11 protein-coding genes are annotated in these 13347 nt (G+C 56.6%); 10 read left to right on the top strand and 1 reads right to left on the bottom strand.

Annotated elements, in window-relative coordinates:
- The first annotated feature begins 3 nt into the window (after positions 1–3).
- On the top strand, positions 4–648 hold the full coding sequence (gene pcp / locus AB1E37_RS17855; RefSeq protein WP_004223691.1) for a pyroglutamyl-peptidase I: 645 nt from the start codon (positions 4–6) through the stop codon (positions 646–648).
- A 15-nt stretch (positions 649–663) separates the two neighbouring features.
- Positions 664–1455 (top strand): endonuclease VIII, encoded by a 792-nt coding sequence (nei, locus tag AB1E37_RS17850; RefSeq protein ID WP_004223693.1) that lies wholly within the window; start codon positions 664–666, stop codon positions 1453–1455.
- A 90-nt stretch (positions 1456–1545) separates the two neighbouring features.
- On the opposite strand, the gene gltA is transcribed toward nei, so the two are convergent.
- The gene (gene gltA / locus AB1E37_RS17845) at positions 1546–2829 is read right to left on the bottom strand and encodes a citrate synthase (RefSeq protein ID WP_002894943.1); all 1284 of its coding nucleotides are present in this window, start codon (positions 2827–2829) and stop codon (positions 1546–1548) included.
- A 640-nt stretch (positions 2830–3469) separates the two neighbouring features.
- Here gltA and sdhC point away from each other — a divergent pair.
- The 8 genes from sdhC to sucD all read left to right on the top strand — a co-directional run bounded on the left by sdhC (position 3470) and on the right by sucD (position 13282).
- Positions 3470–3874 (top strand): succinate dehydrogenase cytochrome b556 subunit, encoded by a 405-nt coding sequence (sdhC, locus tag AB1E37_RS17840; protein WP_004142216.1) that lies wholly within the window; start codon positions 3470–3472, stop codon positions 3872–3874.
- Positions 3868–4215, top strand: coding sequence for a succinate dehydrogenase membrane anchor subunit (gene sdhD / locus AB1E37_RS17835; protein ID WP_002894949.1), 348 nt, complete (start codon positions 3868–3870; stop codon positions 4213–4215). The genes sdhC and sdhD overlap by 7 nt, the downstream gene beginning before the upstream one ends.
- On the top strand, positions 4215–5981 hold the full coding sequence (gene sdhA / locus AB1E37_RS17830) for a succinate dehydrogenase flavoprotein subunit (protein ID WP_004179067.1): 1767 nt from the start codon (positions 4215–4217) through the stop codon (positions 5979–5981). The genes sdhD and sdhA overlap by 1 nt, the downstream gene beginning before the upstream one ends.
- Before the next feature lie 15 nt (positions 5982–5996).
- Positions 5997–6713: a succinate dehydrogenase iron-sulfur subunit SdhB gene (gene sdhB / locus AB1E37_RS17825; protein WP_002894954.1), complete on the top strand. Its 717-nt coding sequence runs from the start codon at positions 5997–5999 to the stop codon at positions 6711–6713.
- A 381-nt stretch (positions 6714–7094) separates the two neighbouring features.
- The gene (gene sucA, locus AB1E37_RS17820; protein WP_004147623.1) at positions 7095–9902 is read left to right on the top strand and encodes a 2-oxoglutarate dehydrogenase E1 component; all 2808 of its coding nucleotides are present in this window, start codon (positions 7095–7097) and stop codon (positions 9900–9902) included.
- A gap of 14 nt (positions 9903–9916) precedes the next feature.
- The gene (gene odhB, locus AB1E37_RS17815; RefSeq protein ID WP_004142209.1) at positions 9917–11143 is read left to right on the top strand and encodes a 2-oxoglutarate dehydrogenase complex dihydrolipoyllysine-residue succinyltransferase; all 1227 of its coding nucleotides are present in this window, start codon (positions 9917–9919) and stop codon (positions 11141–11143) included.
- Positions 11144–11246: 103 nt separating this feature from the next.
- Entirely contained in the window at positions 11247–12413 is a 1167-nt protein-coding gene (gene sucC / locus AB1E37_RS17810; RefSeq protein ID WP_002895039.1) for an ADP-forming succinate--CoA ligase subunit beta, read from the top strand.
- Entirely contained in the window at positions 12413–13282 is an 870-nt protein-coding gene (sucD, locus tag AB1E37_RS17805; RefSeq protein ID WP_002895043.1) for a succinate--CoA ligase subunit alpha, read from the top strand. The genes sucC and sucD overlap by 1 nt, the downstream gene beginning before the upstream one ends.
- The last annotated feature ends 65 nt before the right edge of the window (positions 13283–13347 follow it).

Below are 13347 nucleotides of genomic sequence, written 5' to 3'. Positions count from 1 at the left end.
ATGATGGCTGGCGTATTGATTACCGGTTTTGAGCCGTTCGGCGGCGAAACGGTTAACCCTTCATGGGAAGTGGTTAAGCAGCTGGATGGCATGATTATTCGCGGACAGCAGGTGGTGGCTAAACAGTTACCCTGCGTATTCGGCGAAGCGCTGACGGTGCTGAAGGCGGCGCTGGAAACCTATCAACCGCGGCTGACGATTGCCGTCGGACAGGCCGGCGGCCGTGTCGATATTACCGTCGAACGTGTAGCAATCAATGTCGATGATGCGCGGATCCCCGACAATAAAGGCCAGCAACCGATCGATGAGCCGATCGTCGCTAATGGCCCTGCGGCCTGCTTCAGTACGCTACCGATCAAAGCGATCGTTAGCGCGCTGCGCCAGCAGGGGATCCCGGCCTCGGTGTCGCAAACCGCGGGCACCTTCGTCTGCAATCACGTGATGTATGGTTTGCTGCATCAGCTGCAGGGAAAAAGCGGGCAGAAGGGCGGTTTTATCCATATTCCGTATCTGCCTGAACAGGCGGCGGCCCACCCCGGCGAGGCGAGTATGTCGGTCGCGACGGTACGCGAGGCGCTGGAAACGGCGATTGCCGTCGCCCTTGAACAGGATGACGATGTCAAAATTGGCGGCGGCGCCACCCATTAACAGAAGGATGACAGTATGCCGGAAGGTCCGGAGATCCGCCGTGCGGCGGATAAACTGGAGGCGGCAATCAAAGGCGAACCCTTAACCAACGTCTGGTTCGCCTTTCCTCAGTTGCAACCCTATCAAACTCAGCTAACTGGTCAGCGGGTGACCCATATCGCCACCCGCGGCAAGGCCCTGTTAACCCACTTCTCCGGCGGATTGACCCTGTATAGCCATAACCAGCTGTACGGCGTCTGGCGTGTGGTGGATGCCGGCGTTGAGCCGCAATCGAACCGCGTACTGCGCGTCAGGCTGCAGACCGCCAGCAAGGCGATTTTGCTCTACAGCGCGTCGGACATTGATATCCTCACGGCGGAGCAGGTTGCCAACCATCCGTTCTTGCTGCGCGTCGGACCGGACGTGCTGGACATGACGTTAACCGCGGAGCAGGTGAAAGCGCGGCTGCTGTCGGCCAAATTCCGCAATCGTCAGTTTTCCGGCCTGCTGCTGGATCAGGCTTTTCTTGCCGGGCTCGGAAACTATCTGCGGGTGGAAATTCTCTGGCAGGTGGGATTAAGCGGGAAGCGTAAAGCCGCTGAACTGAGCGACAGTCAGCTGGATGCGCTGGCGCACGCGCTGCTCGATATCCCGCGGCTGTCCTATCGTACTCGCGGTCTGGTGGATGACAACAAGCATCATGGCGCGCTGTTTCGCTTTAAGGTCTTCCATCGCGATGGGGAAAGGTGCGAACGCTGTGGGGGAATCATTGAGAAGACGACGCTCTCCTCGCGTCCATTTTACTGGTGTCCAGGATGCCAGCATTAAGCCGGCTGGTGGGCGATTTCAGCATGAAGCGCGTTATCAGGCATAAAAAAACGCGCCAGCAGGCGCGTTTTTATGATCCGGACAGTGAGATTAACGCTTAATGTCGGACTGGAAATCGCGTTTGGCGTAGCCGGTATACAGCTGACGCGGACGGGCGATCTTCATGCCATCGCTGTGCATTTCGTTCCAGTGCGCAATCCAGCCCACGGTACGCGCCATGGCGAAGATAACGGTAAACATTGAGGACGGAATACCCATCGCTTTCAGGATGATACCGGAGTAGAAGTCGACGTTCGGATACAGTTTCTTCTCGATGAAGTACGGGTCGTTCAGCGCGATATGCTCCAGCTCCATGGCCACCTGCAGCAGGTCGTCTTTGGTGCCCAGCTCTTTCAGCACTTCATGGCAGGTTTCACGCATCACGGTGGCGCGCGGATCGTAGTTTTTGTAAACACGATGGCCGAAGCCCATCAGGCGGAAAGAGTCATTCTTGTCTTTCGCACGACGAACAAATTCCGGAATGTGCTCAACGGAGCTGATCTCTTCCAGCATTTTCAGCGCCGCTTCGTTGGCGCCACCGTGTGCCGGTCCCCACAGGGAGGCGATGCCCGCAGCGATACAGGCGAACGGGTTAGCGCCGGAGGAGCCCGCGGTACGTACCGTGGAGGTCGACGCGTTCTGCTCGTGATCGGCGTGCAGGATCAGAATACGATCCATCGCGCGCTCCAGCACCGGATTGACTTCATACTCTTCGCACGGTGTCGCAAACATCATGCGCAGGAAGTTGCCGGCGTAGGAGAGGTCGTTGCGCGGATAAACAAACGGCTGGCCGATAGAATATTTGTAACACATGGCTGCCATGGTTGGCATTTTGGACAGCAGACGGTAGGCGGCAATCTCGCGGTGACGCGGGTTATTCACGTCGAGGGAATCATGATAGAACGCCGCCAGCGCGCCAGTGATCCCGCACATCACCGCCATCGGGTGGGAATCGCGACGGAACGCGTGGAACAGACGGGTGATCTGCTCATGAATCATGGTGTGGCGGGTGACGGTAGTTTTGAATTCGTCATATTCGGCCTGAGTCGGCTTTTCGCCGTACAGCAGGATATAACAGACTTCAAGATAATTAGATTCGGTCGCTAACTGGTCGATCGGGAAGCCGCGGTGCAGCAGGATCCCCTCGTCACCATCGATAAACGTAATTTTAGATTCACAAGAAGCCGTTGATGTGAAACCTGGGTCAAAGGTAAATACGCCTTTTGAACCAAGACTACGAATATCAATAACATCCTGACCGAGCGTGCCTTTTAGCACATCCAGTTCAATAGCAGTGTCACCACCCAGGGTGATTTTTGCTTTAGCATCAGACATTTATGGTCTCCTTAGCGCCTTTATTGCTTAAGACTGCCGGGTGGTGGATTTGCTTTCGGCCCGCGCCTGCATACGTTACCAGTTTGTTATGTTGCACACAGCTCTGCGTCAGCGAAAAGGGCAGGGTACAGAGCAACGGCGCTTGATGGCACGTCCTTCAGGGCTGCGGTGAAACAACAGCAAATCAGCGTTTTAGCAGTCCGAATATTAAAACCTATATACCACTAATAACTGTCCTGATTACATCGGTCAATACTGACACACTGTTACATAACTTATTCTCAGGTGAAAGAGTGACCCCATAACTTTTGAGCATTATTGCATTTAACTGGTAATGGTTGTAACAAGAATGTTTAATATTTGTCAAATCAGGTGATTAAAAATTAAAAAAATGTTGGTATCGTGACCTTGATCACTGTTCCGGAGAAAACCCAACAAACTATATGTAGGTTAATTGTAATGATTTTGTGAACGGCCTATACTGCGGCCAGGTCTCCGGAACACCCTGCAATCCCGAGCCACCCAGCGTTGTTTAGTGATGTTTTAATGCCTGAAAAGACGTTTTAACATGACTTCTGGTTATAGAAAGGACGCTGTCTGACCCGCAAGCAGACCGGAGGAAGGAAACAATAAGAACAGCATGTGGGCGTTATTCATGGTAAGAAATGTAAAAAAACAAAGACCTGTCAATCTGGATCTACAAACGATACGGTTCCCAATCACGGCGATAGCGTCCATTCTCCATCGCGTTTCCGGTGTCATCACCTTCGTGGCGGTCGGAATTCTGCTTTGGCTGCTGGGCACCAGCCTTTCCTCCCCAGAAGGTTTTCTGACGGCGGCCTCCATCATGGATAGCTTCTTTGTGAAGTTCATCATGTGGGGCATTCTCACCGCGCTGGCCTATCACGTCGTTGTCGGTATTCGCCATCTGATGATGGACTTTGGCTACCTTGACGAAACCCTCGAAGCAGGGAAACGTTCCGCCAAAATTTCTTTTGTTATTACTGTCGTGCTTTCACTTCTCGCAGGAGTCCTCGTATGGTAAGCAACGCCTCAGCACTGGGACGCAACGGCGTACATGACTTTATCCTGGTCCGTGCTACCGCCATCGTTCTGACCCTCTACATCATCTACATGGTTGGCTTCTTCGCCACCACCGGTGAAATCTCATGGGAAGTGTGGACCGGATTCTTTGCCTCCGGCTTCACTAAAGTCTTCACTCTGCTGGCTCTCGTTTCCATTCTCATCCATGCCTGGATCGGGATGTGGCAGGTGTTAACAGACTACGTTAAACCACTGGCTCTGCGCCTGGTTCTGCAACTGGCTATCGTTGTGGCGCTGGTGGCTTACGTTCTTTATGGATTTGTTGTGGTGTGGGGTGTGTAATGAAATTGCCAGTCAGAGAGTTTGATGCTGTTGTCATCGGTGCCGGCGGCGCAGGTATGCGCGCGGCGCTGCAAATTTCCCAGAGCGGACAGACCTGTGCACTGCTCTCCAAAGTGTTCCCTACCCGTTCCCATACCGTATCCGCGCAGGGTGGCATCACCGTCGCGCTCGGTAACTCCCATGAAGATAACTGGGAATGGCATATGTACGACACTGTAAAAGGGTCGGACTATATCGGCGACCAGGACGCCATCGAATACATGTGTAAGACCGGCCCGGAAGCGATTCTTGAGCTGGAGCACATGGGACTGCCGTTCTCTCGTCTTGACGATGGCCGTATTTATCAGCGCCCGTTTGGCGGCCAGTCGAAGAACTTCGGCGGCGAACAGGCGGCGCGTACCGCGGCGGCGGCTGACCGTACCGGTCACGCCCTGCTGCACACTCTGTATCAGCAGAACCTGAAAAACCACACCACTATCTTCTCCGAATGGTACGCCCTCGATCTGGTGAAAAACCAGGACGGCGCGGTAGTCGGTTGTACCGCCCTGTGCATCGAGACCGGCGAAGTGGTCTACTTTAAAGCCCGCGCCACCGTGCTGGCGACCGGCGGCGCAGGCCGTATCTATCAGTCCACCACCAACGCCCACATCAATACGGGTGACGGCGTCGGGATGGCCATCCGCGCCGGCGTGCCGGTGCAGGATATGGAAATGTGGCAGTTCCACCCGACCGGTATCGCCGGGGCTGGAGTTCTGGTTACCGAAGGTTGCCGCGGCGAAGGCGGTTACCTGCTGAACAAACACGGCGAACGCTTTATGGAGCGTTATGCCCCGAACGCTAAAGACCTTGCGGGCCGTGACGTGGTGGCGCGTTCCATCATGATCGAAATCCGCGAAGGCCGCGGTTGCGACGGTCCGTGGGGCCCGCACGCGAAACTGAAACTGGATCACCTCGGTAAAGAGGTTCTGGAATCTCGTCTGCCGGGTATCCTTGAACTTTCCCGTACCTTTGCCCACGTCGATCCGGTGAAAGAGCCGATCCCGGTTATCCCAACCTGTCACTACATGATGGGCGGTATCCCGACCAAAGTCACCGGCCAGGCGTTGACCGTGAATGAGAAGGGCGAAGACGTGGTGATCCCGGGCCTGTTCGCGGTAGGCGAAATCGCCTGCGTATCGGTCCACGGCGCCAACCGTCTGGGCGGCAACTCGCTGCTCGACCTGGTGGTCTTCGGCCGCGCGGCGGGCCTGCATCTGCAGGAATCCATTGCCGAGCAGGGCACGCTGCGCGACGCTAGCGAATCCGATATCGAAGGCTCGCTGGATCGCCTCAACCGCTGGAACAACACCCGCTCTGGTGAAGATCCGGTGGCGATTCGTAAAGCGCTGCAGGAATGTATGCAGCATAACTTCTCGGTGTTCCGCGAAGGCGATGCGATGCACAAAGGTCTGGAGCAACTGAAAGTGATCCGCGAGCGCCTGAAAAACGCCCGTCTCGACGATACCTCCAGCGAGTTCAACACCCAGCGCGTTGAGTGCCTGGAGCTGGATAACCTGATGGAAACCGCCTACGCGACCGCCGTATCCGCTAACTTCCGTACCGAGAGCCGTGGCGCCCACAGCCGCTTCGACTTCCCGGATCGTGATGATGAAAACTGGCTGTGCCATTCCCTGTACCTGCCAGAGTCGGAATCCATGACGCGTCGTAGCGTCAATATGGAACCGAAACTGCGTCCGGCATTCCCGCCGAAGATTCGTACTTACTAATGCGGAGACAGGAAAATGAAACTCGAGTTTTCAATTTATCGCTATAACCCGGATGTTGACGACGCTCCGCACATGCAGGATTACACCCTTGAAGCGGAAGAAGGTCGCGACATGATGCTGCTGGATGCGCTGATCCAGCTGAAAGAAAAAGATCCGTCGCTGTCGTTCCGCCGCTCCTGCCGTGAAGGGGTCTGCGGGTCCGATGGTCTGAACATGAACGGGAAAAACGGTTTGGCGTGCATCACGCCAATCTCCGCGCTGAATCAGCCGGGCAAGAAGATTGTTATCCGTCCGCTGCCAGGATTACCGGTTATCCGTGATTTGGTGGTGGACATGGGGCAATTCTATGCACAATATGAGAAGATTAAGCCTTACTTGTTGAATAATGGGCAAAATCCTCCGGCTCGTGAGCATCTGCAGATGCCTGAGCAGCGTGAGAAACTCGACGGGCTGTACGAGTGTATTCTGTGCGCCTGCTGTTCGACCTCGTGCCCGTCGTTCTGGTGGAACCCGGACAAGTTCATCGGCCCGGCTGGCCTGCTGGCCGCGTATCGCTTCCTGATCGACAGTCGCGATACCGAAACCAGCGAGCGCCTGGACGGCCTGAGCGATGCTTTCAGCGTATTCCGCTGTCACAGCATTATGAACTGCGTCAGTGTGTGTCCGAAGGGGCTGAACCCGACGCGCGCCATCGGCCATATTAAGTCGATGCTGCTGCAGCGCAGCGCGTAAGCAACACGGTCTGTCCCGGATGGCGCTAGCGCTTATCCGGGCTACCAAAGCAGTAGCCCCGGCAAGCGTTAGCGCCGCCGGGGGATATAGCAGGAAATCTTTAAAAACCGCCACAAGATGTACCAGTAATCGAGGCGTTCAGTGCGAGGTAAGGCGGCAACTGAGCGCATCCCCGGGAGCATAGTGAACTATGTGACCGGGGTAAGCGAAGGCAGCCAACGCAACCGCAGCCTGAACGCTGAAGATTAATGGCAGTTTTTAAAGGTTCCTTAGCGGATAGAAACCACAACTCGTCCGCAACAAGTGAACCCCGGCACGTGCACTCGGTGTGCGTGGTAGTTTCTACGGCGAAATAAGCATATGAATGCTTAAGGGATCACGATGCAGAACGGCGCAATGAAAGCCTGGCTGGACTCTTCTTACCTCTCTGGTTCGAACCAGAGCTGGATAGAACAGCTCTATGAAGACTTCTTAACCGATCCTGACTCTGTTGACGCCAACTGGCGTTCAATGTTCCAGCAGTTACCTGGCACCGGAGTTAAACCGGATCAATTTCATTCCAAAACGCGTGATTATTTCCGTCGACTGGCGAAGGATGCCTCACGTTACACTTCTTCGATTTCCGACCCAGACACCAATGTGAAGCAGGTTAAAGTCCTGCAGCTCATCAACGCATACCGTTTCCGTGGCCACCAGCATGCGAATCTCGATCCGCTGGGGCTGTGGAAGCAAGAGAGAGTGGCGGATCTCGATCCGGCCTACCACGATCTGACCGAGGCCGATTTCCAGGAAAGCTATAACGTAGGTTCATTTGCCATCGGTAAAGACACGATGAAGCTGGGCGAGCTGATTGCCGCCCTCAAGCAAACCTACTGCGGCTCCATCGGCGCGGAATACATGCATATCACCTCTACCGAAGAAAAACGCTGGATCCAGCAGCGCATTGAATCGGTAGCTGGCAAAGCGAGCTTTACCGCGGAAGAGAAAAAACGCTTCCTCAGCGAACTGACCGCCGCGGAAGGTCTGGAGCGCTACCTCGGCGCCAAATTCCCGGGGGCGAAGCGCTTCTCGCTGGAGGGTGGCGACGCCCTGATCCCGATGCTCAAAGAGATGATCCGCCATGCAGGCAAAAGCGGCACCCGCGAAGTGGTGCTGGGCATGGCGCACCGCGGCCGTCTGAACGTGCTGGTCAACGTGCTGGGTAAAAAACCGCAGGACCTGTTCGACGAGTTCGCGGGCAAACATAAAGAACACCTCGGCACCGGCGACGTGAAGTACCACATGGGCTTCTCTTCCGATATGGAAACCGAAGGCGGTCTGGTGCACCTGGCGCTGGCGTTTAACCCGTCGCACCTCGAGATCGTCAGCCCGGTGGTTATCGGTTCCGTACGCGCCCGTCTGGATCGTCTGGACGAGCCAAGCAGCAACAAAGTTCTGCCTATTACCATCCACGGCGACGCCGCCGTCACCGGCCAGGGCGTGGTTCAGGAAACTCTGAACATGTCCAAAGCCCGCGGTTACGAAGTGGGCGGTACCGTGCGCATCGTTATCAACAACCAGGTGGGCTTCACGACCTCTAACCCGCTGGATGCGCGCTCAACGCCGTACTGCACCGACATCGGTAAAATGGTGCAGGCGCCGATTTTCCACGTCAATGCGGACGATCCGGAAGCGGTCGCCTTCGTCACCCGTCTGGCGCTTGATTTCCGCAATACCTTTAAACGCGATGTCTTCATTGACCTGGTGTGCTACCGCCGTCACGGCCACAACGAAGCCGATGAGCCGAGCGCAACCCAGCCGCTGATGTATCAGAAGATCAAAAAGCATCCGACTCCGCGCAAAATCTATGCTGACAAGCTGGAGCAGGAGAAGGTGGCGACTCTGGAAGATGCGACCGAGCAGGTTAACCTCTATCGCGATGCGCTGGATGCCGGCGAATGCGTGGTGCAGGAATGGCGTCCGATGAATATGCATTCCTTTACCTGGTCGCCGTACCTCAACCACGAGTGGGACGAGAGCTATCCGGATAAAGTTGAGCCGAAACGTCTGCAGGAGTTGGCCAAACGCATCAGCACGGTACCGGAAGGTATCGAAATGCAGTCCCGCGTGGCGAAAATTTACGCCGACCGCCAGGCGATGGCGGCAGGCGAGAAGCTGTTTGACTGGGGCGGCGCCGAAAATCTGGCCTACGCCACGCTGGTTGACGAAGGTATTCCGGTTCGTCTGTCCGGCGAAGACTCCGGCCGCGGCACCTTCTTCCACCGTCATGCGGTGATCCATAACCAGACCAATGGTTCAACCTACACGCCGCTGCAGCATGTCCATAACGGCCAGGGCCAGTTCCGCGTTTGGGACTCGGTACTGTCTGAAGAAGCGGTGCTGGCGTTCGAATATGGTTACGCCACCGCCGAGCCGCGCACTCTGACCATCTGGGAAGCGCAGTTTGGCGACTTCGCCAACGGTGCGCAGGTGGTGATCGACCAGTTCATCTCCTCCGGTGAGCAGAAGTGGGGAAGGATGTGCGGCCTGGTGATGCTCCTGCCGCACGGTTACGAAGGCCAGGGCCCGGAGCACTCCTCCGCGCGTCTGGAGCGTTATCTGCAGCTGTGCGCTGAACAAAACATGCAGGTCTGCGTGCCGTCCACGCCGGCACAGGTTTATCACATGCTGCGTCGCCAGGCGCTGCGCGGTATGCGTCGTCCGCTGGTGGTGATGTCGCCGAAGTCGCTGCTGCGTCATCCGCTGGCGGTCTCCAGCATGGATGAGCTGGCGAACGGCACTTTCCTGCCGGCTATTGGTGAAATCGATCAACTTGATCCGCAGGCTGTGAAGCGCGTTGTGCTGTGCTCTGGTAAGGTTTACTACGACCTGCTGGAACAGCGCCGCAAAAACGAGCAAAAAGATGTCGCTATCGTTCGTATCGAGCAGCTCTATCCGTTCCCGCATCAGGCGGTGCAGGAAGCGCTGAAAGCGTATGCGCACGTGCATGATTTTGTCTGGTGCCAGGAAGAGCCGCTCAACCAGGGCGCATGGTACTGCAGCCAGCATCACTTCCGTGAAGTGATTCCGTTTGGGGCCTCTCTGCGTTATGCAGGCCGCCCGGCCTCCGCCTCTCCGGCGGTAGGGTATATGTCCGTTCACCAGAAACAGCAACAAGATCTGGTCAATGACGCGCTGAACGTCGATTAATTAAAGGATACACAATGAGTAGCGTAGATATTCTGGTTCCCGACCTGCCTGAGTCCGTAGCTGACGCAACCGTCGCCACCTGGCACAAAAAACCGGGCGACGCGGTCGTCCGTGACGAAGTTCTGGTCGAAATCGAAACTGACAAAGTGGTACTGGAAGTACCGGCATCAGCGGACGGCATTCTGGATGCAGTGCTGGAAGACGAGGGCGCCACCGTCCTGTCTCGCCAGATCCTTGGCCGCCTGCGCGAAGGCAACAGCGCAGGTAAAGAAAGCAGCGAGAAAGCCGATGCGAAAGCGTCCACTCCGGCGCAGCGTCAGCAGGCCTCTCTGGAAGAGCAGAACAACGACGCGCTGAGCCCGGCGATCCGTCGTCTGCTGGCTGAACACAACCTTGACCCAGCGGCCATCAAAGGCACTGGCGTCGGCGGCCGTCTGACCCGCGAAGACGTTGAGAAACATCTGGCGAAAGCCCCGGCGCCGGCAGAAGCCAAAGCGCCAGCCGCCGCCCCGGCAGCCGCGCCGGCGCCGCAGCTGGGCCACCGTTCGGAAAAACGCGTCCCGATGACCCGCCTGCGTAAACGCGTAGCCGAACGTCTGCTGGAAGCGAAAAACTCTACCGCCATGCTGACGACCTTTAACGAAGTCAACATGAAGCCCATCATGGATCTGCGTAAGCAGTACGGTGAGGCGTTCGAAAAACGTCATGGCATCCGCCTGGGCTTTATGTCCTTCTACGTGAAAGCGGTAGTGGAAGCGCTGAAACGCTATCCGGAAGTGAACGCTTCCATCGATGGCGACGACGTGGTGTACCACAACTACTTCGACGTCAGCATGGCCGTATCCACTCCGCGCGGTCTGGTCACCCCGGTTCTGCGTGACGTCGACCTGCTGGGCATGGCGGATATCGAAAAGAATATCAAAGAGCTGGCAGTGAAAGGCCGCGACGGCAAGCTGACCGTAGACGACCTGACCGGCGGTAACTTCACTATTACCAACGGCGGCGTCTTCGGCTCCCTGATGTCCACGCCGATCATCAACCCACCGCAGAGCGCTATTCTGGGTATGCATGCCATTAAAGACCGTCCGATGGCGGTCAATGGCAAGGTAGAGATCCTGCCGATGATGTACCTGGCGCTCTCCTATGACCACCGTCTGATCGACGGACGTGAATCGGTAGGCTTCCTGGTGGCGATTAAAGAGCTGCTGGAAGATCCGACCCGTCTGCTGCTGGACGTGTAGTCAGCAAGCGTATTACCTACCGTAGGCCGGATAACACGCGTTAGCGCCGTTATCAGGCCTACAGGTTTAAAGATAATTACACCCTGAAGGATGGACTGAACACATGAACTTACATGAATATCAGGCAAAACAACTTTTTGCCCGCTATGGCTTACCGGCGCCGGTGGGTTATGCCTGTACTACTCCGCGTGAAGCAGAAGAAGCCGCTTCAAAAATCGGCGCGGGTCCGTGGGTAGTGAAATGTCAGGTTCACGCTGGTGGCCGCGGCAAAGCGGGCGGTGTGAAAGTAGTTAAGAGCAAAGAAGAGATCCGCGCATTTGCCGAGCACTGGCTGGGCAAACGTCTGGTGACCTATCAAACAGATGCGAACGGCCAGCCGGTTAACCAGATCCTGGTTGAAGCGGCGACCGATATTGACAAAGAGCTGTACCTGGGCGCGGTTGTTGACCGTAGCTCCCGTCGCGTGGTGTTCATGGCGTCTACCGAAGGCGGCGTGGAAATCGAGAAAGTGGCGGAAGAGACCCCGCACCTGATCCACAAGATCGCCATCGATCCGCTGGCGGGCCCGATGCCTTACCAGGGTCGTGAACTGGCGTTCAAACTGGGTCTGGAAGGTAAACAAGTTCAGCAGTTCACCAAGATTTTCATGGGTCTGGCGACCATTTTCCTTGAGCGCGACCTGGCGCTGATCGAGATCAACCCGCTGGTGATCACCAAGCAGGGCGACCTGATCTGCCTCGACGGCAAACTGGGCGCTGACGGCAACGCGCTGTTCCGCCAGCCGGATCTGCGCGAAATGCGCGATCAGTCTCAGGAAGACCCACGTGAAGCGCAGGCGGCGCAGTGGGAACTGAACTACGTCGCGCTGGACGGCAACATCGGCTGCATGGTTAACGGCGCAGGCCTGGCGATGGGTACCATGGACATCGTTAAGCTGCACGGCGGCGAACCGGCTAACTTCCTCGACGTAGGCGGCGGCGCGACCAAAGAGCGCGTGACCGAAGCGTTCAAAATCATCCTCTCTGACGACAACGTTAAAGCGGTGCTGGTTAACATCTTCGGCGGCATCGTGCGTTGCGACCTGATCGCTGACGGCATCATCGGCGCGGTAGCGGAAGTAGGGGTTAACGTTCCGGTTGTGGTTCGTCTGGAAGGTAACAACGCCGAACTGGGCGCGAAAAAACTGGCTGACAGCGGCCTGAATATTATTGCAGCGAAAAGTCTGACGGACGCAGCACAGCAGGTTGTTGCCGCAGTGGAGGGGAAATAATGTCAGTTTTAATCAATAAAGATACCAAGGTTATCTGCCAGGGCTTCACCGGTAGCCAGGGGACCTTCCACTCTGAACAAGCGATCGCTTACGGTACGCAAATGGTTGGCGGCGTGACGCCAGGCAAAGGCGGCACCACTCACCTGGGCCTGCCGGTGTTCAACACCGTGCGCGAAGCCGTTGAAGCGACCGGCGCGACCGCGACCGTGATCTACGTTCCGGCGCCGTTCTGCAAAGATTCCATCCTGGAAGCGATCGACGCGGGCATTAAGCTTATCATCACCATCACCGAAGGTATCCCAACGCTGGATATGCTGACCGTGAAGGTGAAGCTGGACGAAGCGGGCGTGCGTATGATCGGCCCGAACTGCCCGGGCGTTATCACTCCGGGCGAGTGCAAAATCGGCATCATGCCGGGTCACATTCACAAGCCGGGTAAAGTGGGCATCGTTTCCCGTTCCGGCACCCTGACCTATGAAGCGGTTAAGCAGACCACCGACTACGGCTTCGGCCAGTCTACCTGCGTCGGTATCGGCGGCGACCCGATCCCGGGCTCCAACTTCATCGATATCCTGAAGATGTTCGAGGAAGATCCGCAGACCGAAGCGATCGTCATGATCGGTGAGATCGGCGGCAGCGCGGAAGAAGAAGCGGCTGCTTATATTAAAGATCATGTCACTAAGCCGGTTGTCGGCTACATCGCGGGTGTTACCGCGCCGAAAGGCAAGCGTATGGGCCACGCGGGCGCTATCATCGCCGGCGGTAAAGGTACAGCGGATGAGAAATTCGCAGCGCTGGAAGCGGCGGGTGTGAAAACTGTTCGCAGCCTGGCCGACATCGGCGAAGCGCTGAAAGCTATTATCAAGTAAACCCTCTCTGCTTGTCCGCAAGCAGAAATCTGTCCGATTTCGACATGGTTGGCCACCGTCAGGTG

It is taken from the genome of Klebsiella sp. Shm-1 (genome assembly GCF_040804525.1).
GTDB classification, from domain to species: domain Bacteria; phylum Pseudomonadota; class Gammaproteobacteria; order Enterobacterales; family Enterobacteriaceae; genus Klebsiella; species Klebsiella pneumoniae.
The sequence above is the reverse complement of the archived record's forward strand: the minus strand, read 5'-3'. Positions and strand labels throughout refer to the sequence as shown.

What these genes read in the sequence shown, in the direction of transcription:
- pcp (WP_004223691.1), top strand. Translation starts at nt 4, where the DNA reads ATGGCTGGCGTATTGATTACCGGTTTTGAGCCGTTCGGCGGCGAAACG.
- sdhC (WP_004142216.1), top strand. Translation starts at nt 3,470, where the DNA reads ATGTGGGCGTTATTCATGGTAAGAAATGTAAAAAAACAAAGACCTGTC.
- sucA (WP_004147623.1), top strand. Translation starts at nt 7,095, where the DNA reads ATGCAGAACGGCGCAATGAAAGCCTGGCTGGACTCTTCTTACCTCTCT.
- sucD (WP_002895043.1), top strand. Translation starts at nt 12,413, where the DNA reads ATGTCAGTTTTAATCAATAAAGATACCAAGGTTATCTGCCAGGGCTTC.
- nei (WP_004223693.1), top strand. Translation starts at nt 664, where the DNA reads ATGCCGGAAGGTCCGGAGATCCGCCGTGCGGCGGATAAACTGGAGGCG.
- odhB (WP_004142209.1), top strand. Translation starts at nt 9,917, where the DNA reads ATGAGTAGCGTAGATATTCTGGTTCCCGACCTGCCTGAGTCCGTAGCT.
- sdhB (WP_002894954.1), top strand. Translation starts at nt 5,997, where the DNA reads ATGAAACTCGAGTTTTCAATTTATCGCTATAACCCGGATGTTGACGAC.
- sdhA (WP_004179067.1), top strand. Translation starts at nt 4,215, where the DNA reads ATGAAATTGCCAGTCAGAGAGTTTGATGCTGTTGTCATCGGTGCCGGC.
- sucC (WP_002895039.1), top strand. Translation starts at nt 11,247, where the DNA reads ATGAACTTACATGAATATCAGGCAAAACAACTTTTTGCCCGCTATGGC.
- sdhD (WP_002894949.1), top strand. Translation starts at nt 3,868, where the DNA reads ATGGTAAGCAACGCCTCAGCACTGGGACGCAACGGCGTACATGACTTT.
- gltA (WP_002894943.1), bottom strand. Translation starts at nt 2,829, where the DNA reads ATGTCTGATGCTAAAGCAAAAATCACCCTGGGTGGTGACACTGCTATT.